Below are 25,701 nucleotides of genomic sequence, written 5' to 3'. Positions count from 1 at the left end.
CCGAGACCCCGCCCACCGGAGGAATCCCGATGCCCCGCACCGCCTACGTCCTGAAGGTCTACCCCCGCTTCTCCGAGACCTTCGTCGTCTCCGAGATCCTGGCCCGCGAGGCCGCGGGCGAGGACCTCGTGATCTTCTCGCTCCGAGCGCCCGACGACCCCCGCTTCCACCCCGAGCTCGCCCGGGTGAGGGCGCCCGTGCGCTACCTCGACAAGCCGCTGAAGGCGTCCGCTCTCTGGCAGGGCCTGCGGACCGCCGAGCAGTCGCCGGAGCTCCTGGCCGCGGTCGGCCGCCTGCTGCCCGAGCTGCTGCGCGCGAGCCCCGAGGACGCCGTGCAGGCCGTGCAGCTGGCCGCCGCCGTGCAGCGCGAAGGAGTGACGCACCTGCACGCGCACTTCGCCTCCAGCGCCACGACCGTCGCCCGGCTCGCGTCGCTGCTGACCGGGGTGCCCTACTCCTTCACCGCCCACGCGAAGGACCTGTTCCACGAGTCGGTCGACTCCGCCGACCTGGCCCGCAAGCTCTCCGATGCGAGCTTCGCCGCGACCGTCAGCGACTACAACGTGCTGCACCTCGCGGCGCGCTTCCCCGAGGCCTCCGACCGTGTCCGCCGCGTCTACAACGGGCTCGAGCTGGAACGGTTCGCCTTCTCGGCGCGTCCCGAGCGCGCGAGAGTGCTGCGCGTCGCCGCCGTCGGCCGTCTCGTCGAGAAGAAGGGCTTCGCGCTGCTCGTCGACGCGGTCGCGATGCTCGCCGCGGGCGGCCAGGACGTCGAGGTCGAGATCGCGGGCGGCGGGGAGCTGCACGGCTCCCTCGCCGGGCGGATCCGCGCCGCGGGGCTGGAGTCGAGCATCCGGCTCCTCGGGCCGGTGCCGCAGAACGAGGTGGCCGCTCTGCTGCGCCGCTCCGACGTCTTCGTCGCACCCTGCGTCGTCGGTGCCGACGGCAACGCGGACGGGCTGCCGACCGTGCTGCTGGAGGCCATGGCCACCGGGGTGCCGTGCATCTCGACGGCCGTCACGGGGATCCCGGAGGTGGTCCGCGACGGCGACACCGGTCTGCTCTGCCGGCCGGGCCGCGTCGACGACCTGGCCCGAGCGCTCCAGCGCCTGGCCGACCCGGCCTTCGACACCGCAGGAGTCACCGCCCGCGCCCGCGCCCTCGTCGAGCGCGAGTTCGATTCCCGCGTGCAGGCGCGGACCCTCGCGGCGCTGACCCGCGAGGCCGCCCGGACGGCGGTGGCGTGATGCGCGTCGCCGTCGTCTGCGCCGATCCCGGGGTCCCCGTCTTCGGGAGCAAGGGCTCCTCCGTCCACGTCCAGGAGATCCTCCGGGCCCTCCGCTCCCGCGGTGACGAGGTCCGCGTCTACTGCGCCCGTGCCGGCGACAGCGTCCCGGCCGATCTCGCCGATGTCCCGGTGCTCGAGCACCGCACGCGCGTGCAGGACCCGGCCGAGCGCGAGCGCGCGATCGCCGAGGCCGCCGTGCACCTCGCCGAGGCCGTGGTGCTCGACGGCTGCGACCTCGTCTACGAGCGCTACTCCCTCTTCAGCCGCGCCTCCGCTCTCGTCTCGCGCGCCCTCGGCGTGCCCGCGGTGCTCGAGGTGAACTCGCCGCTCGTCGAGGAGCAGCGCGAGCATCGCGTGCTCCTCGACGAGGAGGGCGCGCTCGACGCGACCCGCGCGGTCCTGTCCTCGGCCGCGGTCGTCGCGTGCGTCTCCGCTCCCGTCGCGCGCTGGGCGTCGGAGCACGGCGCGGTCGCTCCGCTCGTCGTGCCCAACGGGGTCAACACCCGCCGCATCGTGCCGGGACCCGTTCGCGGCGACGGCACGCTCACCGTCGGCTTCGTCGGCACCCTGAAGCCCTGGCACGGAGTCGGCGCCCTGCTCGACGCGGTCGCCCGGCTGGATCCGGCCCTCGTCCGGCTGCTCGTGGTGGGCGACGGACCGGAGGGCCCCGCGCTCCGCGAGCAGGCGCGGCGCCTCGGCCTCGACGTCGAGTTCACCGGTGCCGTAGCGCCCGAGGACATGCCCGCGCAGCTCGCCCGCCTCGACATCGGAGTCGCCCCCTACCCGGCGCGCGCCGCCGAGGACTACTTCTCACCGTTGAAGGTCTACGAGTACCTGGCCGCGGGGCTCCCGGTCGTCGCGACGGGCGTCGGGCAGATCCCGTCGATCCTCCGCCACGGCGTCACCGGCCTCGTCATCGAACCGGGTCGGCCGGAGGCGCTCGCCGCGGCGATCGCGTCCCTCGCCGACGATCCCGCCCGCCGTCGCGCGATGGGGCGGGCAGCCCGGTCCGCCGCTGTGGCCGAGCACGACTGGTCTCAGGTGCTCGAGCGGATCCTCGCGGCGCTGCCCCGCACCGAGGAGGCCGCCGCGTGAGCCGCACCAGCCGCACCACCCCCGACCCCGGAGCCCTGCGCCGCAGCCTCCACATCGTCCGCCCGCACCTGCGCGAGCACCGGACGCTGATGCTCGGCGGTCTCGTCGCCCTGCTGGCCGAGGTGATCCTCCGCGTCCTCGAGCCGTGGCCGCTCAAGATCGTGATCGACAGCGTCAGCGCGAGCCTGGGCGCCACCGCGGGTGCGAACGCCGGCACCCCGCCGGCGACCATCGGCCTGCTCGTGGCGTGCGGCGCGATCCTGCTGGGCCTCGTGGGCCTGCGCGCGATCACCGCCTACCTCTCCACGATCGCCTTCGCCCTGGTCGGCTCACGGGTCGCGACCTCGCTCCGGGCCCGGGTCTTCGCCCACGTGCAGGCCCTGTCGCTGCGGTACCACACGGTGTCCTCGGCGGGCGACACGGTGCAGCGCCTGGTCGGCGACATCGGCCGACTGCAGGAGGTCGCGGTCACGGCGGGCCTGCCGCTGGTCGGCAACATCATCACCCTGGTCGTGCTGACCGTCGTGATGCTGTGGCTGGATCCGCTGCTCACGCTGGTCGTGGTCGCCGCCGCGGTCGTCTACCTCGTCTCGTCCCGGCGCAGCTCGACCTCGATCACGAGCGCCTCGCGCTCCACCCGCAAGGGCGAGGGCGCCCTGGCCGACACCGCCCAGCAGACCCTCGGCGCGATCCGCGTCGTGCAGGCCTACGGACTCGAGAAGGAGGTCGGCGGAGCGTTCGACCGCGGCAACGCGACCGCCCTGCACCAGGGTGTGAAGGCCCGGCGCCTCGCCGCCGCGCTCGAGCGCCGCACCGACGTCATCGTCGGAGCCGCGACCGCGCTGGTGCTCGTCGGCGGCGGCTGGCGCGTACTCGAGGGCGTCATGACTCCCGGCGACCTCGTCGTCTTCACGATGTACCTCAAGATCGCCATGCGCCCGCTGAAGGACCTGGCGAAGTACACCGGCCGCATCGCGCGCGCGGCCGCCTCGGGCGAGCGCGTCGCCGATCTGCTCGACGAGCGGATCGAGGTGCAGGACCGCCCGGACGCGCGCGACCTCGTCACGACGGTCGGCGCGGTCTCGTTCCGGTCGATCGGAGTCGACGACGGCTACGGCCGTCCCCTCTTCTCCGGTCTCTCGCTGGAGATCCGCGGGGGCGAGAACGTCTGCCTCCTGGGTGCGTCCGGCGCGGGCAAGTCGACGCTCGTGAGCCTGCTCGTGCGCGCCTCCGATCCGCGCAGCGGCTCCCTCGCGATCGACGGCACGGATCTGCGCGACGCCACCCTGTCGAGCCTGCGCTCGAGCATCTCGCTGCTGCTGCAGGACTCGGTGCTCTTCGCGACGAGCGTGCGCGAGAACATCCGCTACGGCCGGCTCGACGCGACCGACGCCGAGGTCGAGGAGGCGGCGCGCCGCGCGAACGCGCTCGAGTTCGTCGTCGCGCTGCCCGAGGGCTTCGAGACGGTGCTCGGCGAGCGCGGCGGCACCCTCTCGGGCGGCCAGCGCCAGCGCATCGCCATCGCCCGCGCTCTCCTGCGCAACGCCCCGGTCGTCGTGCTCGACGAGGCGACGACGGGGCTCGACCCGGAGGCGCGTGCGCAGGTAGCGCAGTCGCTCGCCGAGCTCACCCGCGGGCGCACCACGATCTCGATCACGCACGATCCCGCCGCGATCGCGGGTGCCGACCGCCTGCTCTGGCTCGAGGACGGCCGCATCGTCGAGGACGGCAGCCCCCAGGAGCTGCTGGGCAGCGACTCCCGCGTCGCCGCCTGGTTCCGCCGGGCGGAGGTCTCCTCGACCGTGGGGGAGGTGCGCGCATGACCCCCGCCACCTCGGCCGCCGTCGCCGATCTCGTCCGCCGCGATCCGTCGCTCCCCGCGCTCGCCGACCTCCTCGACCCCACGCGGCTCGCCGAGGCGCTCGGCCACCCCGCCCTCGTGACCCGCCGCCGCTGGAAGCGCGGAGCGGACGTGGTCGTCGCCTTCGACGCGCCCGACGGCCCGTCCTGGATCGCCGCCTACGCCGATCCGGCCAAGCTCGAGAAGACCCGCGAGCGCGCCGCCCGCATCGGAGTCGTCCTGCGCGAGCACCCCGGGCTCGGCGCGCTCAGCGGTCCCGTGCGCGCCGACCGCGAGCTCTCGCCGACCCTCCGCCGGCTCGCCCGCCGCGAGCCGGCCCTGCTCGACGACGCCCGCGTGCTCCGGCACAACCCGCACCGCCGACTGGTGCTGGCCGACGGCTCCCGCGTCGTCAAGATCGTGGCTCCCGGAGCCGCGTCCCGCGTCGAGGACGTCGCCCGCATGCAGGCCGCCCTGGCCGCGCACGGCGTGCCGGTCCTCGTTCCGACGGTGATTCGCGCCGGAGCGTCCGCCACCGCCTGGTGGGGCGACGGCGACCTCGCCGAGCGCCCCTCCGAGAGCGCCGCGGCGGCCGCCGGAGCCGCGCTCGCCCGGCTCCACTCCGTGCACGGCGTGCCCGTGCCGGACGGCCCGGACGACGAGACGGCCGTCGCGGTCCGCGCGCTCGCCGACCTCGTCCCTGCCCTCGCGGCGCGCCTCGAGCGCCTCGCCGCGGCGCTCCCGGCGGACGGACGGCGCCGCTGCGTCGTGCACGGCGACTTCTCCGCCGATCAGGTCCTCGTCGGCGACGGCATCCGCCTGATCGACTTCGACCGCGTCAGGATCGACGAGCCCGAGCGCGACCTCGGCGGCCTCCTCGCCGCCGAGCCCCGCGGATCCGCCCTCGGCCCCGCGCTGCTCGACGCCTACCGCCGCGCCGGGGGAGCCGTCGACCCCGAGGCCCTCCGCCGCCGCACCGTTTCGAGCCTGCTGCTGCGCGCCGTCGAGCCCTTCCGCACCGCCCGGCCCGACTGGCGCGAGAGCGTCGAGGCCGCCGTCGCCCGCGCCGAAGGGGTGCTCGCATGCTGAGCGGCGTGCCGTCAGCGGTGATCGAGGACGGAGTGACGTGGACCGTCTCGCGCGCGTGGCCCGCTCCCGACGGCGCCGATCTCGAGGCGTCCGCCGAGGGGTCCTCCGATGTCCGCGGGGGTCACTGGAGCGCCGACCGCGGAGTGGAGCTGCTGCCCGCGGGGACCGACCGCCGCCTCCCCGCCCTCGCGCACGCCCGCCTCGAGGGAGCGGTCGTCGTGCACCGACCGCGGCGGCGCGCGGTGATCCGGGCGGCCGACGGTGGCAGCTTCCTGAAGGTGCTCCGACCGCACGCCGCTCCCGCGGTCGTGGCGGCCCACGCGAGCGCCGAGGCGTTCGCCGCCGGCTTCGACCTGCCCCGGGTGCTGCACCGCGACGACGACCCGGAGGGTCTCGTCCGCTTCTCGGCGCTGCCCGGCCGCACCGTGCTCGAGGTCGGCGCCGACCCCCGCACCGCCCCGGAGCAGTGGCGCGCGGTCTGGGAGCGCTGGGCCGAGGGCTGGGCGCTCCTGCCGGAGGCCGGCTCCGATCTGCCGGTGCACGGCCCCGAGGCGGAGGCCGCGGTCGTCGCGACGTGGGCGGCCCACGCCGCGACCCTCCTCCCGCCCCAGCGCCGGGCCGACGTCCTCGCCGCCGCCGACCGCGCCGCCGGCGCCCTCCTCTCCGGCCCCGCCGAGCCGCTGGTCCTCGCGCACCGCGACCTGCACGACAAGCAGCTGCTCGCCTCCGACGACGGGCGACTGGCGCTGCTCGACCTCGACACCGCGGCGCGGGCCGAGGCCGCCCTCGACCTCGGCAACCTGCGCGCGCATCTGCGACTGCGGACCGCCCAGGGGCTGCTGCCCGCCGTGTCCGCCGCGGCGGCGACCGCCGTCGTCGACCGCGCCGCCGAGCGCGCCGGAGTGCCTGCGCACCGCCTCGAGGCGTACGAGAGCGCCGCGCGGCTCCGCCTCGCCTGCCTCTACCTCTTCCGGCCGGCGTGGCGCTCGCTCGCCGCCCGGTCGCTCGCCCGCACCACCGAGAGGATCCTCGCCCCGTGAGACGATCGATCACGTCCCTGTTCCGTCCGACGACCGACACCGGCCCCACCGGTCAGGAGAAGCCCATGACCCGACGCGGTCCCGTCCTGCTCGCCGTCGGCGCGGCCGTCTGCCTCGCCGCGATCGCCGGGGGCGTCGTGACGGTCGCCGGCGCGATGCAGCAGCCGCAGCAGGTGACCGAGATCGGCTCGACGCCGGTCGTCGGCCCGAGCCGCGCGCCCGGCGCGGAGGAGACCCCCGGGAGCACGGCGCCCGCCACGGACCCGGCGGCCACGGATCCCGCAGCGCCGACCGCCCCCACCGAGCAGGTCCCGCCGGCCGAGCAGAGCGGAGGCACCGCGCCCGTCCCGGTGGTCCCCGTCCCGGCGCCCGCGCCCGCCGACCCCGACGACGACGGGGACGACGAGGACACCGACGACCCGGACGACGACGTCGACGACGACCTCGACGACTAGGGCCGGACCCCCCCTCAGCCCACCATCCGGTAGCCCATGCCGCGCACCGTCTCGATCCGGTCGGCGCCGATCTTGCCGCGCAGGTAGCGCACGTACACGTCGACGACGTTCGAGCCCGGGTCGAAGTCGTACCCCCACACGCGGCTGAGCAGCTGCTCGCGGCTGAGCACCTGCTCGGGGTGGCGGAGGAACTCCTCGGCCAGGGCGAACTCGCGCGCCGAGAGGTCCACGGTCCCGCCCTCCACGGTGGCGCGGCGCGAGCGCAGGTCCAGCGCCACTCCGCCGTGCACGAGGATGCCGTCGTCCGCACCGGACCCTGCCGCGGCGGACTCGCGGAGCCGCAGCCGGATGCGCGCGAGCAGCTCGTCGAAGCGGAACGGCTTCGCGAGGTAGTCGTTGGCGCCGAGATCGAGCCCCTCGACCGTGTCGGTCACCGAGCTCCGCGCCGTCAGCATGATCACGGGGAGCGACTCCCCTTCGGCGCGGAGCGCCCGCAGCACCGCGAAGCCGTCCATCCCCGGCAGGCCCACGTCCAGCAGCACCAGATCGAAGCCGCCGCTGCGGAGGTAGGCGAGCGCGTCGTCGCCGCGGGTGGCGCGCGTGGTGGTGTAGCCCGCGGAGCGCAGGCCCTTCTCGACGAAGGCGGCGATGCGCTCCTCGTCCTCGGCGATGAGGATGGTGCTCACTCGGCGCCTCCTGTCCTGTCGTGGTCGTCGGTGTCGTCGTGCGTGGGGGGCCGGAGGGGGAGCGAGAGGGCGAAGCGGGTGCCGCGGCCGGGGACGGAGTCGAGCTCCACCCGTCCGCCGTGCGCCCGGGCGATGGCCGAGACGATCGCGAGCCCGAGCCCGGAGCCGCGGATCCCGCGCCCGTCGTCGACCCGCCCGAAGCGCTCGAAGATCCGCTCCCGCGCCGCGGCCGGGATCCCCGGGCCCTCGTCGGTGACGAACAGCTCCACCCGGTCGCCGCGCCGCTCGCTGCCCACGACGATGCGGGACCCCTCCGGGCTGTACTTCGCCGCGTTGTCGGCGAGCTGCAGCCAGGCCTGGGTGAGCCGGGCCGGATCCGCGTGCACCCGGACCTCGGCCACCGGCCCCGCCTGCCACTCGCGCCCCGGGATCACGGACACCTTGGCGAGCACCTGGCGCGTGAGCTCGCCGATCTCCGTCGGCTGCGGGTCGAGGCGGTCCTCGCGCTCCGCCTCCGACAGCTCGGCGATGTCGCCCAGCAGGTGCCCCATGCGGTCCAGCTCGTCGAGGGCGATCGTGCGCGTCGACTCGACGTCGGCGGCGTCGTGCGGATCGACGAGCTCGAGGTGCCCGCGCACGATCGTGATCGGCGTGCCGAGCTCGTGCCGCACGTCGGCCAGCAGCCGTCGCTGGGCCTCGAACGAGCCCTCCAGCCGGCCGATCATGTCGTTCACCGTGCGGGTGAGATCCGAGACGTCGTCGTCGCCGCCGACCGGGATCCGCTCACCGAGGTCCGTCGCCGTGATCCGCGAGGCCGTCCGCCGCAGCTCGCGGATGGGAGCGAGGAGGCGGCCGGCGACGAACCAGCCGACGAGCCCGGTCGCCGCCAGGGCCACCAGCGCGATCACCGCGTAGCTGAGCGACACGTCGCCGAGGTCCGCGAGGCGGGCATCGGTGTCGATCGCGGTCACGTACACGCCCTCGGCGTCCGAGCCTTCGACGCGGAGGGGCACCGCGGCGTAGCGGAGGGTGCCGTCGTCGGTCTCGCCCCAGCCCAGCACCGTCGCTCCGGCGCCGGTCTCCTCCGACACCCGCGTCAGGAACTCGGGGTCGTCGTCCAGCAGGAAGCTGAGCGCGTACGGCTGCGGCTCCCACCGGGCCACGCCGTCGACGAGCCCGACGGTGCTGCCGTCCAGCCGGGGGAGCACCTGACCGAGCACCGTCCGCAGCAGCGCGTCGATGTCCGAGAATCCGGAGCCGTCGGTCGGAGCCGCGGTGAGCGGGGCGCCGTCCGGTTCCACGATCGCCGCTTCCCCGGGCGACTCGACGATCGTGCGCACGCTCTCGACCTGCTGCCGCAGCTCTTCGTCGATCGACGCCAGGATGCGGTCGCGCTGGAGGAGGAACGACGCGCCGCCCGAGACGAGCAGCCCCAGCGCCGTCACGACCAGGATCGCCGCGAGGATCCGCACCCGCACCGAGCGCAGCCGCCGCACGGGCGCGGAGGCGGGCGTCGGAGTCATGGGGCTCCCGGAGGACGGGGCCGATCGACGGCCGGTCGGGCGGGAGCGCGGCTGGTCCCTCCGCCATCATCGCAGGAGCGCGCCGGGCGGTTCCTGGAGGGCGGGGCTCCTGCCGGGCCCGGACAGAGATCGACCCCCGACGGCAGGGGCGGGGCCGCCTGCTCGGACCGGGGGTCGAACTCTTCTTGGGCAGAAGCCTCCTCCCGGAGGCGCCGTTCGTCAAGACCCCCGGGATCGCCGCCCGCGCCGACCGGACCCTGCGCGGTCGTTAGACTGGACCGCCTGTTTTTCTGCGGCCCCCGGAGTGCGATCCGCCTCCCGGCCGCGACGGCGATGCACGGGAAGGGCGCACGATGACGGACCAGAACACGATCCTCGAGTCCGAGCTCTCGCGCGAGCGCGAGTACGTGGCAGGGCTCTACGCCCGGCTGGACGAGCTGGTCGCGCAGGCGCGCGAGGCGCTCGACCGGGTCCGGATCCAGAGCGTGGGCGGCAACCACCAGAGCCGCTCCGAGCGCGACGCGTACGCCCGGCTCTACGAGGACCGCATCCAGACGCTCTCCGGAGCCGACGACCGTCTCGCCTTCGGGCGGCTCACCCTCGCCGATCAGGAGGCGGAGCACCGCTACATCGGCCGCATCGGCCTCCGCGACGAGGAGCAGGACACCCTGCTGCTCGACTGGCGCGCCCCGCAGTCCGCCGCCTTCTACCAGGCGACCGCGGCCCGCCCGATGGGCACGCGCGCCCGCCGCCACCTCACCACCCGCGGCCGCGAGGTCGTCCGCTTCGAGGACGAGGTCTTCGACGAGGAACTGCTGCGCGAGGGCACGGCGCTCCAGGGCGAGGGGGCGCTGATGGCGGCGCTGGGCGCCGAGCGCACGGGCCGGATGCACGACATCGTCGCGACGATCCAGGGCGAGCAGGACCGCATCATCCGCTCCGACCTCCGCGGGGTCCTCGTCGTGCAGGGCGGTCCCGGCACCGGCAAGACGGCGGTGGCGCTGCACCGCGCCGCCTACCTCCTCTACTCCTACCGCGATCGCATCGCCTCGTCCGGTGTGCTGGTCGTCGGCCCGTCCCGCTCGTTCCTGCGCTACATCGAGGCGGTCCTGCCCTCCCTCGGCGAGACGGGCGTCGTGCTCTCGACCCTCGGGCAGCTCTACCCGGGCCTCGACCTCGTCGACGAGGACGACCCGGCCGTCGCCCGCGTGAAGGGCTCCGCTCGCATGGCGGAGCTGCTGCGCCGGGCCGTCCGCTCGCGCCAGATCGTGCCGGCCGAGACGCAGATCCTCGACGTCAACGGCGAGAAGCTCCGCCTCGAGCCGCACGACGTCGAGCGCGCGATCACCCGTGCCCGCGAGTCGCGCAAGCCGCACAACGAGGCGCGCGTGGGCTTCGTGAAGACCATGATCCGCGACCTCACGAAGCAGCTCGCCGATCAGCTGCGCAGCCACGGCAACACGGTCGACGAGGCCGACGAGGCGGTGCTCCGCGAGGACGTCCGCACCGCGAACGACGTGCGCATCGCCCTCAACACCGCGTGGATCCCGCTCACCCCCGAGAAGCTGATCCAGGACCTCTACGCCCGGCCGAACTGGTTCGCCACCCTCACCCCGCGCTGGACGCCCGAGCAGCGTGCGCTGCTGCGCCGGGGCCGCGACGAGCCCTTCACGGTCTCGGACGTGCCGCTGCTCGACGAGGCTGCCGAGCTCCTCGGCGCCTACGACGACCACGCCGACGCGCAGAAGAAGGCCGAGAAGGAGCAGCGCCGCCGCGACGTCGAGAACGCCGAGCAGGCCATCCGCAACATGGGCGTCGACGGCCTCGTCAACGCGAAGGACCTCGCCGCCGGATTCGCGGAGCGCACGAGCCAGGGCACGACGGCCGAGCGCGCCGCCGCCGATCGCTCGTGGACCTACGGCCACGTCGTGGTCGACGAGGCGCAGGAGCTCTCGCCGATGCAGTGGCGCGTGCTGATCCGCCGCTGCCCGATGCGCTCGTTCACGATCGTGGGCGACACCGCGCAGGCGTCCGGAGCCTCGGCCGCGTCGAGCTGGGACGCCGCGCTGCGCGACGCCTTCGGCCGCCAGGGCCGGGACGGCGAGCCGCCGGTGTGGCGCATCGAGGAGCTGACCGTCAACTACCGCACTCCCGCGCAGATCGTGGCGTTCGCCGAGCGGACGGCGCGCGGTAACGGACTCGAGATCACCCCGAGCCGCTCGGTCCGGTCGACGGAGTGGCCCGTCCGCACGATCCGCGACCGCGGCGACGCGGCGCTGCCCGAGCGCGTGCTCGGCGCGATCCGCGAGGACCGCGCGATCTCGACGGAGGGAACCCTCGCCGTCATCGCGCCCGACGCCGATCTCGACGCCGTCACCGCGCGGCTCGAGGACGAGTTCGGCCGCGCCGTCGGCCGAGGCTCCACGGGCCTCGACCGCGCGATCGCCGTCCTCTCGACCACCGAGGCCAAGGGCCTCGAGTTCGACTCCGTCGTCATCGCCCGCCCCCGCCTGATCGCCGCCGCCGGCGAGCGCGGCGCCGCCGCCCTCTACGTCGCCATGACCCGCCCCACCCAGCGCCTCACCCTCGTCGAGTGACCACCGAGGGAACCCCGACCCGTCGAGGGCGCCGGCAGCACCGGGCTCCCTCGACGCCCCCGGGTTCCCTCACCCACCCACGCCCACCTTGCTGATCGAGTAGCCCGCGCAGCGGGCGTCTCGAGATCCACCGTCTCCCGGCCCACCCCCTGCGCACACCCCGCTCCCGGCCGCCCCGCTCTAAGATCGATGACCATGAGCAGCGAGAACCTGACCAAGCCCGAGGTCGACGCCCCCGACGGCCCGGCCCCCGACTCCCTCGTCGTCGAGGACGTCGTCGTCGGCGACGGCGCCGAGGCGCAGCCCGGCTCGACCGTCGAGGTGCACTACCTCGGCGTCGAGTACGACACCGGCGAGGAGTTCGACTCCTCGTGGAGCCGCAACCAGTCGATCAACTTCCCCCTGAACAACCTGATCCGCGCCTGGCAGCAGGGCATCCCCGGCATGAAGGTCGGCGGCCGCCGCAAGCTGATCTGCCCGCCGGCTCTGGCCTACGGTCCCGCGGGCGGCGGGCACCCGCTGTCCGGCAAGACCCTGATCTTCGTGATCGACCTGCTCGGCACGAAGTAGTCCCTCCGCACCGACGACGAAGGCGCAGCACCCGTGAGGGGCTGCGCCTTCGTCGTGTCCGGGGTCGGAGAGTCAGCTCGGCTGCGCCTTGCGCACCCGATCGACCAGCTCCCGCCAGGCCCCGTCGAGCTCGGTCTCGCCGAGCCGCACGTGGTGGGTCTGCACCTGGATCTCGTACACGAAGCGATCCGGGCGACCCGGGGCGGCGGGGGAGGCGGAGGCCTGCGGTTCGTCGTCCGCCTCCCACGGCAGGGACCCCAGCAGCTCCCGCCACGCGCGCTCGTCCGGCTGCTCCTCCACGTCGACCCGCCACACGCGCCGGAGTCCGGCGAATCCTCCGCTGCGCGACACGATGACGTCCATGCGCGCGATGGTACTCGCCCGCCCTCCGAGGGGGAGGGGCCGGCGCCCGCTCAGGCGGGCAGCTCGACTCCGACCGTGCTCCAGCCGGTGCGCACCGCCGTCTCGACGTCCGACCCGGCACCGTAGCGCTCGGCCGCCGCGGCGATCGTGAGCCCCGCGAACCCCGTGAAGTCGGCGGTCGCGGTGAGCACCCCGCCGGTCAGCACGTCGTACCAGACCTGGCCTGCGCGCTCCCACGCCTTCCCGCCGAGCTCGATCGCGGCCACCGCGAAGGCCCGGTTCGGGATCCCGGAGTTGATGTGCACGCCGCCGTTGTCGTCCTCGGTGTCGACGTAGTCGTCCATCGAGCCGGGCTGCGGGTCCTTCCCGAGCACGTCGTCGTCGTAGGCGGTGCCGGGCGCGATCATCGAGCGCAGGGCCGTGCCCTCCACCTCGTCGGTGAAGAGCCCCTCGCCGATCAGCCAGCTCGCCTCCTCGGCGCTCTGCCCGGCGCCGAACTGCTCGAGCAGCGCTCCGAAGACGTCCGAGATCGACTCGTTGAGCGCGCCCGACTGCCCCCGGTAGACGAGGTTCGCGGTGTACTCGGTCATCCCGTGCGCGAGCTCGTGCCCGATCACGCTCGGCGAGATCGTGAAGCGGCGGAACACCTGCCCGTCGCCGTCGCCGAAGACCATCCGGGAGCCGTCCCAGAACGCGTTGTCGTAGTCGTCGCCGAAGTGCACGGTCGCGTCCAGCGGCAGCCAGGCGTCGTCGATGGAGTCGCGGCCGTACGCCTGCTGGAGGAACGCGGACATCGCTCCCAGCCCGTCGTACGCCTCGTCCACCGCGATGTCGCCGTTCGAGGGCTGCCCCTCGGTGCGCACGGTGACACCGGGGAGCGTCTCGGTCGTCTGCGCGTCCGAGATGGTGCGCTGCAGGGCGGCGACCCGGTTGCGGGGCGTCGGAGTGGCGGTGGCGGTCGGGCCCGGCGTCCTGCGGCCGGGAGACGGCTCGCCCGGGCGCACGCGCCGGAACGGCACGTCCTGCTCGAGGGAGCGGCTCGCGGCCCGGGCGGCCCGCGCGAACGCGGGATCGTCGAGTCGGGCGATGCGGACGAGGAGGTACGGCGGCACGACGGTTCGTCTCATGCGCCGATCCTCGCACTCACCGCCGACACCGGCTCGGGCTCGCCCGAGTGCCCGCGATGGAGTAGCGCCGCGCCGCCGCGATAGCCTGACGATCGACGAGCGGTTTCCACCGAGCCGGGGCGCTGCCCCGAGGACGACGAGGGCGGACATGGGCATCATCACGCGGGGCTTCTTCGGCAAGCGCGCCGAGAATCCGGACATCCCGCCCGGGCAGTACCTCGAGACCGGCTTCCCCGTCCTCTCCATCGGGCCGACGCCGAACATCCACGAGTGGAGCTTCTCGATCGACGCGGGCCCCGCCGGCGTCCGGAGCTGGACCTGGGACGAGTTCCAGGCCCTGCCGCAGGAGGACGTGCACACCGACATCCACTGCGTCACCCGCTGGTCGAAGCTCGGCACGACCTGGCGCGGCGTCTCGGTCGACACCCTCCTCGAGGGGGTCGAGAGCGACGCCGGCTACGTCATGGCGCAGAGCTTCGGCGGCTACACCACCAACCTGCCGCTGGCCGAGATCCGCGGAGGCAAGGCCTGGGTGGCCACCACGTTCGAGGGCGAGCCCCTCGCCGCCGAGCACGGCGGACCTGCGCGACTGCTGGTGCCGCACCTCTACTTCTGGAAGAGCGCCAAGTGGGTGAGGAGCCTCCGCTTGATGCCCGGCGACGAGCCCGGCTTCTGGGAGCAGAACGGCTACCACATGCACGGCGACCCGTGGAAAGAGGAGCGCTACCGGTGATCTGGCAGGAGTCGACCGCCGAGGCGGTCGCCCCGCTCACTCCGACGTCCCGGCTGATCACCCTGCGCGTGCCCGGCTGGCCCGGTCACCTCGCCGGGCAGCACCTCGACGTCCGGCTCACGGCCCCCGACGGCTACCAGGCCAGCCGCTCCTACTCGATCGGCGCGCCCGCCGACGGCGAGCACGGCGAGCACGTCGAGCTGGCCGTCGAGCGGCTGGAGGACGGCGAGGTGTCGCCGTACCTCGTCGAGGGCCTCGAGGCGGGGGACAGCCTCGAAGTGCGCGGTCCCATCGGCGGCTGGTTCGTCTGGCGGCCTGCGCAGACCGAGCCCGTGCAGCTGATCGCGGGCGGCAGCGGTCTCGTCCCGCTGATGGCGATGGCGCGCGAGCACGGCCGGGTCGGCAGCGCGGCTCCGATGCGCCTGCTCTACTCGGTGCGCTCGCCCGTCTTCGCCTACTACCGCGACGATCTGCGGCGGCTGGCCGAGCTGCCGGCCGAGCAGGGCGGAGTCGCGACGGAGATGGTCTACACCCGCGTCGCCCCGCCCGGTGCTGCTCGCCCGGCCGGCCGGCTCACTCCGGAGCTGCTCGCCGAGACGGCTCTGCCGCCCTCGACCGAGCCCACGGTCTACGTCTGCGGCCCGACCGCCTTCGTCGAAGCCGTCGCGACCGCCCTGGTCGCCCAGGGCCACGCCCCCGAGCGCGTCCGCACCGAGCGCTTCGGCGGCCCCTGACCCCGTCACTCCGCCGCGAGATGCCACTTCGGTACGCGACACGCCGAACGAGGCGTACCGGAGTGGCATCTCGCGGAGGACGACGGCAGGCGCGTCTACTCGAACGAGACGGTGCGGTTCTCACCCACGTCCGGCTGCCCGCCCCTGACCGCGGCGGTCAGCACCTTGAACAGCACGACGGGCCCGGGCTCGTCCGACGCCCACAGCTCCACCGTCTCGGCGTCGACGCGGATCAGGGCGACGGTCGGGTCGTCCTTGCCGTCGGGGAACCAGCCCGAGACGGAGGGGCTCCACAGCTCGTCGATCTTCGCCCGGTCGTGGACGACGCTCGCCGATCCGGCCACCGACAGGTAGCCCTTCTTCGACTCGAACGCCACGTTCACGCTCGGGTTCGCGCGGATGTCCTCGACCTTGGGCGAGGGGTCCTGGGTGAAGAACCAGAGCACGCCGTCGAAGTCGGTGTCCTGGGCGGCGAGCGGACGGCTGACGAGCTGGCCCGTGGCGTTCACGGTCGTGAGCAGCCCGATCTTCGCGCTCTTCACGAGCTCGGCGATCTGGGCGACGTCGTCGGAGTCGGCGGGGGTGATGTCGGTGTCGGTCATGGAGGCGACGCTACGCGCCCACCCGGGCGCCGCAAGGGGTGGCGAGCGCCCCGCGGGCGTGCCTACCGTCGAGGCATGGACACCACCACGTACACGGCCATCCTCGACAGCGGCGCCGAGCAGGAGAGCATCCGACTCGAGCTCGTCGACGGAGCCCCGCAGCCCACCCTGACCCGCGTCGCCGACATCGACGGCGAGGAGGTCGAGGTCGTCTGGGAGCTGGAGGACGACGACGAGGGCTTCCACGTCTACCGCCCCACGCGGGTCGGGGGCCGCGACGACGACAGCGGCGCCGTGTCGGACGAGAACCTCACCGACGGCGGCGGCACGAGCGACTTCGCGGGGGAGTGACTCCGGGTCCGCCGCGCCGACCGCGCGCGGCGGGTCCGCTCACGCCGTCGGATGCAGCGCGTCGTAGCCGCGGAAGGCGGGCCGCGTCCGCAGCACCGCGCCGAGGATCGCGATGATCGCGAGCCCTCCGGCCAGCGGTGGCAGCCAGAGCAGCGCCAGCGAGGCCAGCAGACCCGTGTAGAGGTCTCCGACGCGCGGACCGCCGGTCACCACCACGATGAACACGCCCTGCAGTCGGCCGCGCATGTTGTCGGGGACCGCGGTCTGCAGCATCGTCTGCCGGAAGATCGAGCTGATGTTGTCCGCCGCCCCGGCTCCGGCCAGGGCGACCGACGCGAGAGCGATGAGCGCGAGGTCCGGCGCGGCGTCCTCGTGCCCGACGAGCGCGGCGGCCAGCAGCACCGCGCCGAACGCGGCGATGAACCCGCCGTAGACCTGGATCGACCGCCCGATCGCGAGCCCCTGGCGGCGCACCCCCGTGAGCCGGCCCGAGAAGACTCCGCTCAGCAGCGCCCCGACCGCGAAGGCGGCCGTCAGGATCCCGACCGTGACCGCGCCTCCGCCCAGCAGGAGCGCCGCCGCCGCGGGGAAGACCACCCTCGGCTGCCCGAACGTCATCGCGACGATGTCGACGAGGAACGACAGGTGGATGTTCGGCGCGCCGCGCAGGAACCGCATCCCGAACCGCAGCGACTCGAGTCCCGGCCGCTGCCGCTCGCCCTCGGGCACCAGCGCCGGGAGACCCACGATCCCCAGGAACGCCGCGAGGAACAGCACCACGTCGATCGTGTAGGTCGCCGGGAAGCCGACCCCGGCCACCAGCACACCGGCCAGCGCCGGTCCCACGGTCACCTCGACACCGCTCGCGATCCCGCCGAGCGCGGCGGCCGCGGGCACGAGCTCCGGTCGGAGCAGCCGCGGGGCGAGCGTCATCCGGGTGGCCACGATCACGGTGGTCGCGACGGCGTTGAGCGCGGTGAGCAGGTACAGGGTCAGCGGAGTCTCGGCGCCGAGCCAGGCGAGCGCCGCGATCCCCGCGGTCGATCCCCACGCCACGATCGCCGAGAGGAGGAGGACCAGCCGCCGGTCGAACGCGTCGGCGAGCATCCCGCCGTAGAGCCCGGCGATCACGGTCGGCACGAGCGCGACGACCCCCACCATCGCGACCGCGAGCGTCGAGCCGGTGAGCTCGTAGATGTGCAGGCCCACGGCGACGATCGTCATCTGCCCGCCGATGCCCGAGATCACGTTGCCGGCCCAGAGCCGGGCGAAGGCGGGCGACTCCCGCAGCGGCGAGACATCGATGACGTGGCTGCGCCGGGGCGCGCGGGGGACCTGACTCACCCGCCCCATTCTGCTCGCCGGGCGGCGCGGTGCCCGGACGGACCCGCGGAGCCGACCCTCTAGGGTGGTGGGATGAGCACGTCTCCCGACGGCGCGCCCCGACGTCCGGCAGCCCCCGCGTCGCGCGCAGCCGGATCCGCTTCCCCGCGCCGCTCGGCCCGCGGCGCCTCGCCCTCGTACCGCCCGCGGAACGCCGCCCGCCCGTCCTCCTCCGGCAGCCGCGCCTCCGGCTGGTGGCGTCGCTACGGACCCGCGCTGGCCGGCTCGGCCATCGCCGTGATCACGGTGCCGATCTCGTTCTTCGTCTGGTACTCGCTGATCTCGCTCGGGGCCTACCCGGGCGATCGCGCGATGAGCGACCTGATCGTCGGAGTCCTCTACACCGCTCTCATCCACGCGCTGCTGCTCGTGGGCGTCCTGCTCGGCGTCTCCTCCATCCGCGCCCGCCGCCGCGAGAAGCGTCCGCCGATCGCCGGGTGGATCGCCGTCGTCCTGAACGTGCTCGTCCTCGTCTACTGGGAGCTGCTCGTGTCGCCGTGGCTCGTCGTGCTCTGGAACAGGGCCGTCGGCGCCTAGGCCGTGCTTGCTGGAACCGAGCCTTGCTAGAACCGAGCCTTGCTGGAACCGAGCCCCACACCGCTCCACCCTCTGGTAAGCTCGTGCAGTTGCCGTTCGACGGCCGCGGATCAAGAGAGCCCACGCATCAGGCGCCGGGCACCGCGCAACGAGAGAGAGGGGATCCACCTATGGCACTCGAAGCAGATGTCAAGAAGGCGATCATCGAAGAGTACGCGACCCACCCCGGTGACACCGGATCCCCCGAGGTCCAGGTGGCCGTCCTGACCCGTCGGATCAAGGACCTCACCGAGCACCTCAAGGAGCACAAGCACGACCACCACTCGCGTCGTGGTCTGCTGCTGCTCGTGGGTCAGCGTCGCCGACTCCTCGGCTACCTGTCGGACGTGGACATCAACCGCTACCGCGCGCTGATCGAGCGTCTCGGCCTCCGCCGCTAGTTCCTCACGGAGCGAGCGCGGAGTCTCGATGACACCGCGAACTTCTTGCCGAACGGGCCGTCCTCCTCGCGGAGGGCGGCCCGTTCCGCGTTCCCGGTGCGGCTCACGGGATCCGATGCGGTCGCTCCGCACCGCCCCAGGAGTAGCCGCCCGCCGCCGCGAACCACCCCTCCGCCGCCCGCGCACGGGCCCGATCGTGCTCCAGCCGGTCCGGATCGCGGACCGCCGCCACGAGCGCGGGCAGCCGCCAGCCGTCCGCGAGCGCGCGTGATCCCGCGGCGCGCCACGCACGGGCGCATCCCGCCGTCGAGGCGGCCCGCTCGAGTGCGGCCGTCGAGGCGATCTCCCACCCGGAGGCGACCCCGCTCAGCGCGACGGCGCAGGTGAGTGCGGCCGATCGCAGCACCGCTCGGGGCGCCCGCGGGGGCAGGGTCGCCTCGGCCGCGTCCTGCGCGTCGACGATCGCTGTCAGGGCCAGGTGCAGTCTCGTCGCCTCCCGATCCGGCCGGGGAGCGATGCGGCCGGATCCGGCGGAGACGGAGGCGGAGGCGCCCGGAGCGAGCAGCAGTCCCCGTCCGGAGCGCGACGCGTGGGAGCTGAGCAGTCCGCTGACGCCTCCCGCCTGATCGACGACGCCCGTCACCGACGGATCCCCGATCGCCCAGACCACCGGGGTGCGGTTGTGGATCGTGAGCCGGCGGTGGTCCTCGTCGACGCAGGCGATCAGGTGCCCGGGGTCGGCGCCCTCGAGTCCCGGCGCGGAGGCCAGCAGTTCGCGGGAGTCCGCGCACTGCGACGGCGCTCCGGCAGCGGAGGAGGGGAGCGAGGCGAGCGGAGCGATCGCCGCGAGCGCGAGGGCGAGGACGGCCGAGGCCGCCGCCGTCGCGGCTGTCGATCCGATCAGGCCGTGGGGCCGCGGAGCAGCCCGCCGCGAGCCCGACGCGGGTCCGGGTGTGCTGCGTCGCACCATCCGCCACTCCCTCTCGGCGCGAGCGTAACCCCGGAAACGCACGCTGAACAGGGCGTTCCCGGGCTCGCGGGCACCTCGTACGAGATTTCTCGGAGAAATCCGCCACGAGGTGCATCCGTCGAGGGGGTTCGTCCGGAAGTAGTCCGTGAAGGCCCTTCTCGAGTACCCACCGACCCGCTCCGGGTCCCATCGTGAAAGAGGAACACCGTGACCACCTCCAGCTTCTCCCGCCGTCTCCTGACCGGTGCCTGCGTCGGCACCCTCGCCGTCGTCGGCCTCTCCGCCGCTCCCGCGAGCGCCGCCGACGCCGACTCCGCCGACCTGTACGTCCTGCACGCCGTCCCGGACACCACCGTGGACGTGTACGTGAACGGAGCACTGACGCTCGACGACTTCACTCCCGGCACCCTCGCGGGTCCGCTCGACCTGCCCACCGGCACCTACTCCGTCGCGATCACCGCCGCCGACGCGGCCGATGCGAGCGCTCCCGTCATCGGCCCGATCGACCTCGCGCTGGAGGCGGGCAAGAGCTACACCGCCGCCGCGCACCTGAAGGCCGACAACACCCCCACGGCGACGCTCTTCACGAACGACATCTCGACCACCGCCGCGGGGGAGGGACGGCTCACCGTCCGCCACGTCGCCGCCGCGCCCGCGGTCGACATCCTCGCCGGCGGCTCGCCCGTCCTGACGAACGTCACCAACCCGAACGAGGGCGTGCTGAACCTCGCTCCGGCGACGATCTCGACGGTCGTCGCGGCGACCGGCACCACGACTCCGGTCATCGGCCCGGCCGACGTCCAGGTCCAGGAGGGCGTCAACACGATCGTGTACGCCTGGGGCAGCCTCGAGAAGGGCAACCTCGCCCTCGCGACGCAGACCATCGACGGCCTGCACTCGACCCCGTCCGGCGTCCCCGCCGGTGAGGCCGGACTCGCCGCCGACAACCGCACCGACGCCGCCGCGGGCTGGTGGGGCGCTGCCGCCCTCGCGGCTCTCGGTCTCGCCGGAGCGACCCTGTTCGGCCGTCGCAAGGCCGCTGCGGGCCGCTGACCCGCGGACGCACCACCGGCTCGGGCGTGCTGGAGCGCGCCCGGGCCGGTCACCCGATCACGACCCAGGAGGACGCTGTGAGCCGGAACCCCTTCCCTCTGCGCGTCCTCGTCGTGATCGGGTCGATCGCGGTCGGCGCGGGTCTCGCCGGATGCTCCGCTCAGGCGGCAGGGGTCGTGCCCTCGCCCGACGCGAGCCTCTCGGTGCAGCAGCCCCCACCCGTGCCGTCCGCGGTCCCCTCCACCGCTGTGCCCGCCGTGCCCCTCGCGGATGCGCGGCTGGGAGCAACCCCGGCGCCCCGCGTCATCGCCCCCACGCGGATCGTGGTCGACGGGCTGCCGGTCGACATGCCGCTCGAGCCGGTCGGAGTGGCCGACGACGGCACCATGGAGCTCGTCCCGGACACCGCGACGGCCGGCTGGTACCGGTTCGGAGCAGGGCTCGACGAGCCCGACGGCACCATCGTCATCGCCGCCCACGTCGACTCCCTCGCGTACGGCCTCGGCCCGTTCGTCGAGCTGAAGTCGGCGCAGCCCGGCCAGATCGTCCGCCTCACGGGCGACGACGGAGCCGAGCGCTCCTTCACCGTGACGACGGTCGAGACCACCGAGAAGACCTCCGTCGATCTCCCCGCCGTGTTCACCCGCGACGGCGCGCCCCGGCTGGTCCTCATCACCTGCGGCGGCGACTTCGACTACGACACCCGCCACTACCTCAGCAACGTGGTCGTCACGGCGGTGCCGTCCCCGTGACTCCGCCCCTCCGATCGCCGCGCGTACGATGAGCGCAGCGACCGCCGCAGCGCAGCCCGACGCCAGGGTTCAGCGCCGTCCCCAGCTCAGGAGCATCCCACTGTCCGACGCCCTTCCCAGCGCACCCCTCGACGGGCCCGAGGACGAGCGCGCCGTCGTGCGCCGTCTCGGGCTCCGTTTCGCCGCGGGCGACGAGTCCTCGCTCGCGGAGGCCTACGCGCGGTGGTCCCCGCTGCTGTTCACCCTGGCTCTGCGCTCTCTGGGCGACCGGGGCGACGCGGAGGACGTGGTCCAGCGCGTCTTCGTCTCGGCCTGGACCGGCCGGCAGAACTTCGATCCTGACCGCGCCGCTCTGGGGGCCTGGCTGGTGGGCATCTCCCGCAACCGCATCGCCGACGCGCACGAGAACCGCTCACGGGAGCGCCGGCTCACCCAGGCGCTCGTCGCCGTCGCTCCGATCGAGGAGGGGGAGACCCCGGTCGACCTGGAGGCGAAGGTCCTGGTCGCCGACGAGCTCGCCCGCCTCGACCCCGTGCCCCGCCGGGTGATGAGCCTCGCCTTCTACGACGACCTCACCCACACCGAGATCGCCGCTCGGACCGGGCTGCCGCTCGGTACCGTCAAGAGCCACATCCGCCGCAGCCTCGACAGACTCCGCTCCCGATTGGAGGTGAGCAGCACATGACCCACCTGGATCCCGACGAGATCGCGCTGCTCGCGCTCGGCGAGGAGTCGAGCGGAGAGGCCGACGCGCACCTGGCCGAGTGCCCGGAGTGCGCGCAGCAGCTCGTCGAGCTCGGCCACGTCGCCGAGGTCGGCCGCGACAGCCGCGGAGTCGTCCTCGAGACGCCGTCCGCCGCGGTCTGGGACCGCATCCGCGACGAGCTCGGTCTCGCGGAGCGCTCCGCGTCTCCCGTGCTCGCCCCCGTCCCGGAGCGACCGGACACCGCTCCCGTCCCGGTCGCGCGGCCCGGCTCCTCCGGTCGGCACCGTCCCGAGCGCCGTCGTCGGCGCACCGGCCGCGTCGTGCTCACCTCGCTCGCCGCCTTCTCCGCCCTCGTGGTCGGAGTGGCGGGCGGAGCCTGGTGGCAGGCGTCGCAGACCGAGGACGTGGTCGTCGTGGCGCGGGCCGAGCTCCAGGCGTTCCCCGACTGGCAGGGCGCGACCGGCTCCGCCGAGCTCGAGGACGTCGACGGCGGTCGCGAGCTGATCGTGCGGCTCGACGCGGAGGGTGGCGACGGCGCCTACCGCGAGGTCTGGCTGATCGCCGCCGACGCGTCCGGCCTCGTGCCGCTCGGAGCCCTCGACGGCACCGAGGGCCGCTTCGCCGTCCCGGCCGGCCTCGACCTCTCGGAGTACTCGCTGGTCGACGTGTCGGAGGAGCCGCTCGACGGCGACCCCGCGCACTCCGGCGACTCGATCGTCCGCGGCCCCCTCCTCGAGGGCTGAGGGAGGGTCGTCAGACCCCCCGTCGCTCCCTCAGGAGCGCGGTCAGCGCCTCGACCGCGGCGGAGGGCCGCGGAGAGGTGCCGACCGAGAGCTCCCACTCGAGCCCCGGCCAGTCCAGCGTGATCGAGCGCACGCCCTCGAGCGACGCCACGCCCGCCCGCGGCACGACCGCCACGCCGAGGCCGGCCTGCACGAACCTCGGGATCCCGGGCAGATCCGCGACCTCCGTCGCCACGCGCCGGGGGACGCCCTCGGCGAGGAACGCGCGGTCCACGCTGACCCGGTTGCCGAAGCCGGCCGGAGTGTCCACGAACGTCTCGCCCGCGAGGTCCTTCGGCTGGGGAGCGGTCGCGTCGGCGAGCGGGTGGTCGTCCGGCACCAGGAGCACGTAGTCGCTGCGCGCGAGCGGCGTGACGGCGAGATCCGGCATCCCGTCCGCGGGGAGCGCGAGCAGCGCGACGTCGAGTCGTCCGCGGCGCAGATCCTCGGCCAGGCCCGTCGATCCGGTCGCCGAGGTGCGCAGAAGCAGGTCCACGAGCGGGTGCCGGCGCCGGTAGGCGCCGAGCGCCCCGGGCAGGTCGATCAGGTCCATGCCCGAGAACGTGCCCACTCGCACCCGTCCGCGCAGTCCCGCGGCGTCCTCGGCGGCGAGCGTGCGCATCCGGTCGAGCCCGTCGATCGCCCGGCGTGCCTCCGGCAGCAGCGCCTCGCCCACCGCGGTGAGGGCGACCCGGCGCGTCGAGCGCTCGAACAGCGCCGCTCCGAGCTCGTGCTCGAGGGCGCGGATGCTGGCGGACAGTGTCGACTGCACCACGAACAGCCGCGCGGCCGCCCGGGTGAAGTGGAGCTCCTCCGCGACCGCGACGAACGCGGCGAGTTGTCGATCGTCCATCCCGCCATCATCCACCGGAATCGATGAATGCCACCGAGATCCTCCGTTGGACACGCTCAGTCCGGGGGAGGAGCCTGATCCCGTGACCACTCCGGACCTCGACCACCGCCCCTCGCGGCCCGCGCCCGCGGGCCCGGCCTCCCGCCGACCCGAGCTGCCGCACGGCCCCGGCTTCTGGGTCATCGCCGCGGCGTTCCTCGCGGTCATGGCGTTCTCGACCGTGCCGACCCCGCTCTACGCGATCTACCAGGCCCGTGACGGCTTCCCCGCGTTCGTCGTCACCGTCGTGTTCGCCGCCTACGCGGTCGGAGTGGTGGCGAGCCTCTTCCTCGCCGGCCACGTCAGCGACTGGCTCGGCCGCCGCCGCATCCTGCTCGCGTCGATCCTCGTCGAGGTCCTCGCCGCGATCGTCTTCCTGCTCTGGCCCGAGGTCCCCGGCCTGCTGATCGCCCGCCTGCTGACCGGGCTCGGCGTCGGCGCCCTGACCGCCACCGCGACCGCGCACCTCTCGGAGCTGCGCGCCGTCGCCCGCCCCGAGGAGGGGCCGGGCACCTCGCGAGCGGTCTCGACGCTCGTGAACATGGGTGGTCTGGCGCTGGGCCCGCTCGTCGGAGGCGTCCTCGCCGTGACCGTCGACCGCCCGCTGGTCGTGCCCTACGAGGTCTTCCTCGTGCTGCTCGTCGTCCTCGGCCTCGGAGGCGCCCTCGTACCCGAGACCGTCGAGCGGCGCGAGGTCCTGCCCGCCTACCGCCCGCAGCGGCTCGCCGTGCCCGCCGAGTCGCGCGGTGCCTTCCTCTCGGCCGCGGTCGGCGCGTTCGCCGGCTTCGCCGTCTTCGGCCTCTTCACCTCGCTCGCTCCGACCTTCCTGGCCGGCCGCTTCGGCGAGACCTCCCACCTGGTCGCCGGCGCCGTGTCGTTCGGAGTCTTCGCCGCCGGCGCCGTGGCGCAGCTCGTCTCGGCCCGCCTCGCCGCCCGCCCCGCGCTCCTGCTGTCGGCCGCCGCCCTGGCCGTCGGACTCGTGCTGGTCGCCGTCGGCGCCGTGACGGCCGTCCTCTGGCCGTTCGTCGCCGGGGGAGTGCTCGCCGGTGCCGGAGTCGGGCTGCTGTTCCGCCTGTCCCTCGCGGTCGCCGGCTCGCTCGCCTCGGACGCCGCGCGGGGCGAGGTGCTCGCCGGCATGTTCCTGGCCGCCTACCTCGGCCTCGCCGTCCCCGTCCTCGCGATCGGAGCGGCCCTCGCGCTCCTTCCCGCCGTGCCCGTCCTCCTGGGCTTCGTCGCCGTCGTGCTGCTGCTGGTCCTCGCGGCGATCGCGCGGATGCTCCGCTCCTCCCGCTCCTGATCGAGCCCCGGGGCCGCGCCTCCGCTCGCGAGAGCGGTCCCGGTCGCCCCGCCCGTCACAATGGGGGCATGAAGCTCTTCTCCTTCGGACGCGGACGCGACGACCAGAACCCCCTCCCCGCGAACGACCGCGGATCGGGGAAGCTCGACGACTACGACTACGACCTGCTGCCGAAGTCCCGGCGCGGGGAGACGCTGCTCGGCATCGCCGACAGCGCCTCGCACCAGGACGAGCTCGCCCGGGTCCTGGCGCTCGGCGAGGACGAGATCACGGCGGTGATCCCGCGCCGCACCCTCGAGGAGGAGCGGGTGGACGCCCCCATGCCGGTCCGCCTCTTCGCGAACCACCGCCCCTCCGACCTCGTCGGCTACGTGCCCCGCGGTCTCGAGAACGTCGTCGACGCGGCGCTCTCGCGGCTGTCGGAGGCGGGCAAGCAGCCGCGTGTTCCGGCGCGCATCGTCACGGTGAAGGGCGCGCTCCGGGTGCAGCTGCTGATGCACGAGACCCGGGGCTGAGTGCTGCGCTCGTCGCTTCTCCAGCAGCCGACCCGGAGCGTCCCACCGCCCATTCCTGGCCGTCCGGCACCCGTGCTGATAGCATGAACCGGTTCCGAATCCGCAGCGGCCGCCGGCCGTCACCGGATTCGAACCACGGAGCAGGCCGGCAGGAAGCTGGTCCTCGGTGGTGGAGTCCCGGTTCACAGGTGCGGCGTCGTCGCACAGGAGGCGACCCGGAGCTTTTCTACTGGTGGCCAGCACGAACGCCCTCCACACGACGGCACGGCGCGACGCCCTGC

General features: G+C 74.2%; 27 protein-coding genes. 19 read left to right on the top strand and 8 right to left on the bottom strand.

What is annotated here, in order from left to right; translation table 11 throughout:
- Positions 1 to 29: 29 nt before the first annotated feature.
- Genes ASF46_RS10650 through ASF46_RS10625 form a run of 6 tightly spaced genes read left to right on the top strand, consistent with a single transcriptional unit; the run spans position 30 to position 6,807 of the window.
- The gene (locus tag ASF46_RS10650; RefSeq protein WP_056867609.1) at positions 30 to 1,247 is read left to right on the top strand and encodes a glycosyltransferase; all 1,218 of its coding nucleotides are present in this window, start codon (positions 30 to 32) and stop codon (positions 1,245 to 1,247) included.
- Positions 1,247 to 2,383, top strand: coding sequence for a glycosyltransferase family 4 protein (locus ASF46_RS10645; protein WP_056867608.1), 1,137 nt, complete (start codon positions 1,247 to 1,249; stop codon positions 2,381 to 2,383). The genes ASF46_RS10650 and ASF46_RS10645 overlap by 1 nt, the downstream gene beginning before the upstream one ends.
- Entirely contained in the window at positions 2,380 to 4,206 is a 1,827-nt protein-coding gene (locus ASF46_RS10640; protein WP_056867607.1) for an ABC transporter ATP-binding protein, read from the top strand. Before ASF46_RS10645 ends, ASF46_RS10640 begins: the two co-directional genes overlap by 4 nt.
- Positions 4,203 to 5,312, top strand: a complete 1,110-nt coding sequence (locus ASF46_RS10635) for a phosphotransferase (protein ID WP_056867606.1) — start codon at positions 4,203 to 4,205, stop codon at positions 5,310 to 5,312. The genes ASF46_RS10640 and ASF46_RS10635 overlap by 4 nt, the downstream gene beginning before the upstream one ends.
- Positions 5,306 to 6,352, top strand: a complete 1,047-nt coding sequence (locus ASF46_RS10630) for a hypothetical protein (protein WP_056867605.1) — start codon at positions 5,306 to 5,308, stop codon at positions 6,350 to 6,352. Before ASF46_RS10635 ends, ASF46_RS10630 begins: the two co-directional genes overlap by 7 nt.
- Entirely contained in the window at positions 6,349 to 6,807 is a 459-nt protein-coding gene (locus ASF46_RS10625; RefSeq protein ID WP_056867604.1) for a hypothetical protein, read from the top strand. Before ASF46_RS10630 ends, ASF46_RS10625 begins: the two co-directional genes overlap by 4 nt.
- Before the next feature lie 14 nt (positions 6,808 to 6,821).
- On the opposite strand, the gene ASF46_RS10620 is transcribed toward ASF46_RS10625, so the two are convergent.
- Together ASF46_RS10620 and ASF46_RS10615 are read right to left on the bottom strand one after the other, a co-directional pair.
- On the bottom strand, positions 6,822 to 7,493 hold the full coding sequence (locus tag ASF46_RS10620; RefSeq protein ID WP_056867603.1) for a response regulator transcription factor: 672 nt from the start codon (positions 7,491 to 7,493) through the stop codon (positions 6,822 to 6,824).
- Positions 7,490 to 9,016 carry a sensor histidine kinase gene (locus ASF46_RS10615; RefSeq protein ID WP_056867602.1) on the bottom strand — a complete coding sequence of 509 codons (1,527 nt, stop codon included), beginning with the start codon at positions 9,014 to 9,016 and terminating at the stop codon, positions 7,490 to 7,492. The genes ASF46_RS10620 and ASF46_RS10615 overlap by 4 nt, the downstream gene beginning before the upstream one ends.
- 353 nt (positions 9,017 to 9,369) lie before the next feature.
- Here ASF46_RS10615 and ASF46_RS10610 point away from each other — a divergent pair, with 353 nt between their 5' ends.
- Together ASF46_RS10610 and ASF46_RS10605 are read left to right on the top strand one after the other, a co-directional pair.
- A complete protein-coding gene (locus ASF46_RS10610) occupies positions 9,370 to 11,613 on the top strand; it encodes a HelD family protein (RefSeq protein ID WP_056867601.1) in 2,244 nt (747 codons plus the stop codon).
- 195 nt (positions 11,614 to 11,808) lie between these two features.
- Positions 11,809 to 12,183 (top strand): FKBP-type peptidyl-prolyl cis-trans isomerase, encoded by a 375-nt coding sequence (locus tag ASF46_RS10605; RefSeq protein WP_055793425.1) that lies wholly within the window; start codon positions 11,809 to 11,811, stop codon positions 12,181 to 12,183.
- 72 nt (positions 12,184 to 12,255) lie between these two features.
- On the opposite strand, the gene ASF46_RS10600 is transcribed toward ASF46_RS10605, so the two are convergent.
- On the bottom strand, positions 12,256 to 12,546 hold the full coding sequence (locus ASF46_RS10600; RefSeq protein ID WP_056867600.1) for a protealysin inhibitor emfourin: 291 nt from the start codon (positions 12,544 to 12,546) through the stop codon (positions 12,256 to 12,258).
- Positions 12,547 to 12,596: 50 nt separating this feature from the next.
- Positions 12,597 to 13,673: a M4 family metallopeptidase gene (locus ASF46_RS10595; protein WP_056867599.1), complete on the bottom strand. Its 1,077-nt coding sequence runs from the start codon at positions 13,671 to 13,673 to the stop codon at positions 12,597 to 12,599.
- 148 nt (positions 13,674 to 13,821) lie between these two features.
- Between ASF46_RS10595 and ASF46_RS10590 the strand changes: the two genes are divergently transcribed.
- Together ASF46_RS10590 and ASF46_RS10585 are read left to right on the top strand one after the other, a co-directional pair.
- Positions 13,822 to 14,406, top strand: a complete 585-nt coding sequence (locus tag ASF46_RS10590) for a sulfite oxidase-like oxidoreductase (protein WP_056867598.1) — start codon at positions 13,822 to 13,824, stop codon at positions 14,404 to 14,406.
- Positions 14,403 to 15,140, top strand: a complete 738-nt coding sequence (locus ASF46_RS10585; RefSeq protein ID WP_327205462.1) for a ferredoxin reductase — start codon at positions 14,403 to 14,405, stop codon at positions 15,138 to 15,140. The genes ASF46_RS10590 and ASF46_RS10585 overlap by 4 nt, the downstream gene beginning before the upstream one ends.
- 95 nt (positions 15,141 to 15,235) lie before the next feature.
- Here ASF46_RS10585 and ASF46_RS10580 read toward each other — a convergent pair whose 3' ends face one another.
- Entirely contained in the window at positions 15,236 to 15,742 is a 507-nt protein-coding gene (locus ASF46_RS10580; protein WP_056867596.1) for a pyridoxamine 5'-phosphate oxidase family protein, read from the bottom strand.
- 75 nt (positions 15,743 to 15,817) lie between these two features.
- Here ASF46_RS10580 and ASF46_RS10575 point away from each other — a divergent pair, with 75 nt between their 5' ends.
- The gene (locus ASF46_RS10575) at positions 15,818 to 16,093 is read left to right on the top strand and encodes a hypothetical protein (RefSeq protein ID WP_056867595.1); all 276 of its coding nucleotides are present in this window, start codon (positions 15,818 to 15,820) and stop codon (positions 16,091 to 16,093) included.
- Between the two features lie 39 nt (positions 16,094 to 16,132).
- On the opposite strand, the gene ASF46_RS10570 is transcribed toward ASF46_RS10575, so the two are convergent.
- Positions 16,133 to 17,446 (bottom strand): MFS transporter, encoded by a 1,314-nt coding sequence (locus ASF46_RS10570; RefSeq protein ID WP_082485433.1) that lies wholly within the window; start codon positions 17,444 to 17,446, stop codon positions 16,133 to 16,135.
- 63 nt (positions 17,447 to 17,509) lie between these two features.
- Between ASF46_RS10570 and ASF46_RS10565 the strand changes: the two genes are divergently transcribed.
- Both ASF46_RS10565 and rpsO read left to right on the top strand, forming a co-directional pair.
- Positions 17,510 to 18,013 (top strand): hypothetical protein, encoded by a 504-nt coding sequence (locus tag ASF46_RS10565; protein WP_056867594.1) that lies wholly within the window; start codon positions 17,510 to 17,512, stop codon positions 18,011 to 18,013.
- 170 nt (positions 18,014 to 18,183) lie between these two features.
- On the top strand, positions 18,184 to 18,453 hold the full coding sequence (rpsO, locus tag ASF46_RS10560; protein WP_055793401.1) for a 30S ribosomal protein S15: 270 nt from the start codon (positions 18,184 to 18,186) through the stop codon (positions 18,451 to 18,453).
- 103 nt (positions 18,454 to 18,556) lie between these two features.
- On the opposite strand, the gene ASF46_RS10555 is transcribed toward rpsO, so the two are convergent.
- The gene (locus tag ASF46_RS10555) at positions 18,557 to 19,423 is read right to left on the bottom strand and encodes a hypothetical protein (protein WP_056867593.1); all 867 of its coding nucleotides are present in this window, start codon (positions 19,421 to 19,423) and stop codon (positions 18,557 to 18,559) included.
- 207 nt (positions 19,424 to 19,630) lie between these two features.
- Here ASF46_RS10555 and ASF46_RS10550 point away from each other — a divergent pair, with 207 nt between their 5' ends.
- The 4 genes from ASF46_RS10550 (at position 19,631) to ASF46_RS10535 (ending at position 22,677) form a co-directional block, all read left to right on the top strand.
- The gene (locus tag ASF46_RS10550) at positions 19,631 to 20,476 is read left to right on the top strand and encodes a DUF4397 domain-containing protein (RefSeq protein ID WP_230674037.1); all 846 of its coding nucleotides are present in this window, start codon (positions 19,631 to 19,633) and stop codon (positions 20,474 to 20,476) included.
- A 77-nt stretch (positions 20,477 to 20,553) separates the two neighbouring features.
- On the top strand, positions 20,554 to 21,228 hold the full coding sequence (locus tag ASF46_RS10545; RefSeq protein ID WP_157602439.1) for a class F sortase: 675 nt from the start codon (positions 20,554 to 20,556) through the stop codon (positions 21,226 to 21,228).
- Positions 21,229 to 21,256: 28 nt separating this feature from the next.
- On the top strand, positions 21,257 to 21,913 hold the full coding sequence (locus ASF46_RS10540; RefSeq protein WP_082485432.1) for an RNA polymerase sigma factor: 657 nt from the start codon (positions 21,257 to 21,259) through the stop codon (positions 21,911 to 21,913).
- Positions 21,910 to 22,677: an anti-sigma factor gene (locus ASF46_RS10535; RefSeq protein WP_056867591.1), complete on the top strand. Its 768-nt coding sequence runs from the start codon at positions 21,910 to 21,912 to the stop codon at positions 22,675 to 22,677. The genes ASF46_RS10540 and ASF46_RS10535 overlap by 4 nt, the downstream gene beginning before the upstream one ends.
- A gap of 10 nt (positions 22,678 to 22,687) precedes the next feature.
- Here the strand turns inward: ASF46_RS10535 and ASF46_RS10530 are convergent, their stop codons facing one another.
- On the bottom strand, positions 22,688 to 23,569 hold the full coding sequence (locus tag ASF46_RS10530; RefSeq protein ID WP_056867590.1) for a LysR family transcriptional regulator: 882 nt from the start codon (positions 23,567 to 23,569) through the stop codon (positions 22,688 to 22,690).
- 82 nt (positions 23,570 to 23,651) lie between these two features.
- Between ASF46_RS10530 and ASF46_RS10525 the strand changes: the two genes are divergently transcribed.
- Both ASF46_RS10525 and ASF46_RS10520 read left to right on the top strand, forming a co-directional pair.
- Positions 23,652 to 24,905: an MFS transporter gene (locus tag ASF46_RS10525; RefSeq protein ID WP_056867589.1), complete on the top strand. Its 1,254-nt coding sequence runs from the start codon at positions 23,652 to 23,654 to the stop codon at positions 24,903 to 24,905.
- 68 nt (positions 24,906 to 24,973) lie between these two features.
- A complete protein-coding gene (locus tag ASF46_RS10520; RefSeq protein WP_055793381.1) occupies positions 24,974 to 25,420 on the top strand; it encodes a hypothetical protein in 447 nt (148 codons plus the stop codon).
- The last annotated feature ends 281 nt before the right edge of the window (positions 25,421 to 25,701 follow it).

Source organism: Rathayibacter sp. Leaf296, assembly GCF_001423045.1.
Lineage (GTDB): Bacteria > Actinomycetota > Actinomycetes > Actinomycetales > Microbacteriaceae > Rathayibacter > Rathayibacter caricis.
Note: the sequence above shows the minus strand (reverse complement) of the source record. Positions and strands in the feature narration are given on the sequence as shown.

What these genes read in the sequence shown, in the direction of transcription:
- ASF46_RS10650 (WP_056867609.1), top strand. Translation starts at nt 30, where the DNA reads ATGCCCCGCACCGCCTACGTCCTGAAGGTCTACCCCCGCTTCTCCGAG.
- ASF46_RS10645 (WP_056867608.1), top strand. Translation starts at nt 1,247, where the DNA reads ATGCGCGTCGCCGTCGTCTGCGCCGATCCCGGGGTCCCCGTCTTCGGG.
- ASF46_RS10635 (WP_056867606.1), top strand. Translation starts at nt 4,203, where the DNA reads ATGACCCCCGCCACCTCGGCCGCCGTCGCCGATCTCGTCCGCCGCGAT.
- ASF46_RS10630 (WP_056867605.1), top strand. Translation starts at nt 5,306, where the DNA reads ATGCTGAGCGGCGTGCCGTCAGCGGTGATCGAGGACGGAGTGACGTGG.
- ASF46_RS10615 (WP_056867602.1), bottom strand. Translation starts at nt 9,016, where the DNA reads ATGACTCCGACGCCCGCCTCCGCGCCCGTGCGGCGGCTGCGCTCGGTG.
- ASF46_RS10610 (WP_056867601.1), top strand. Translation starts at nt 9,370, where the DNA reads ATGACGGACCAGAACACGATCCTCGAGTCCGAGCTCTCGCGCGAGCGC.
- ASF46_RS10605 (WP_055793425.1), top strand. Translation starts at nt 11,809, where the DNA reads ATGAGCAGCGAGAACCTGACCAAGCCCGAGGTCGACGCCCCCGACGGC.
- ASF46_RS10600 (WP_056867600.1), bottom strand. Translation starts at nt 12,546, where the DNA reads ATGGACGTCATCGTGTCGCGCAGCGGAGGATTCGCCGGACTCCGGCGC.
- ASF46_RS10595 (WP_056867599.1), bottom strand. Translation starts at nt 13,673, where the DNA reads ATGAGACGAACCGTCGTGCCGCCGTACCTCCTCGTCCGCATCGCCCGA.
- ASF46_RS10590 (WP_056867598.1), top strand. Translation starts at nt 13,822, where the DNA reads ATGGGCATCATCACGCGGGGCTTCTTCGGCAAGCGCGCCGAGAATCCG.
- ASF46_RS10580 (WP_056867596.1), bottom strand. Translation starts at nt 15,742, where the DNA reads ATGACCGACACCGACATCACCCCCGCCGACTCCGACGACGTCGCCCAG.
- ASF46_RS10575 (WP_056867595.1), top strand. Translation starts at nt 15,818, where the DNA reads ATGGACACCACCACGTACACGGCCATCCTCGACAGCGGCGCCGAGCAG.
- ASF46_RS10570 (WP_082485433.1), bottom strand. Translation starts at nt 17,446, where the DNA reads ATGGGGCGGGTGAGTCAGGTCCCCCGCGCGCCCCGGCGCAGCCACGTC.
- ASF46_RS10565 (WP_056867594.1), top strand. Translation starts at nt 17,510, where the DNA reads ATGAGCACGTCTCCCGACGGCGCGCCCCGACGTCCGGCAGCCCCCGCG.
- rpsO (WP_055793401.1), top strand. Translation starts at nt 18,184, where the DNA reads ATGGCACTCGAAGCAGATGTCAAGAAGGCGATCATCGAAGAGTACGCG.
- ASF46_RS10555 (WP_056867593.1), bottom strand. Translation starts at nt 19,423, where the DNA reads ATGGTGCGACGCAGCACACCCGGACCCGCGTCGGGCTCGCGGCGGGCT.
- ASF46_RS10540 (WP_082485432.1), top strand. Translation starts at nt 21,257, where the DNA reads ATGAGCGCAGCGACCGCCGCAGCGCAGCCCGACGCCAGGGTTCAGCGC.
- ASF46_RS10535 (WP_056867591.1), top strand. Translation starts at nt 21,910, where the DNA reads ATGACCCACCTGGATCCCGACGAGATCGCGCTGCTCGCGCTCGGCGAG.
- ASF46_RS10530 (WP_056867590.1), bottom strand. Translation starts at nt 23,569, where the DNA reads ATGGACGATCGACAACTCGCCGCGTTCGTCGCGGTCGCGGAGGAGCTC.
- ASF46_RS10520 (WP_055793381.1), top strand. Translation starts at nt 24,974, where the DNA reads ATGAAGCTCTTCTCCTTCGGACGCGGACGCGACGACCAGAACCCCCTC.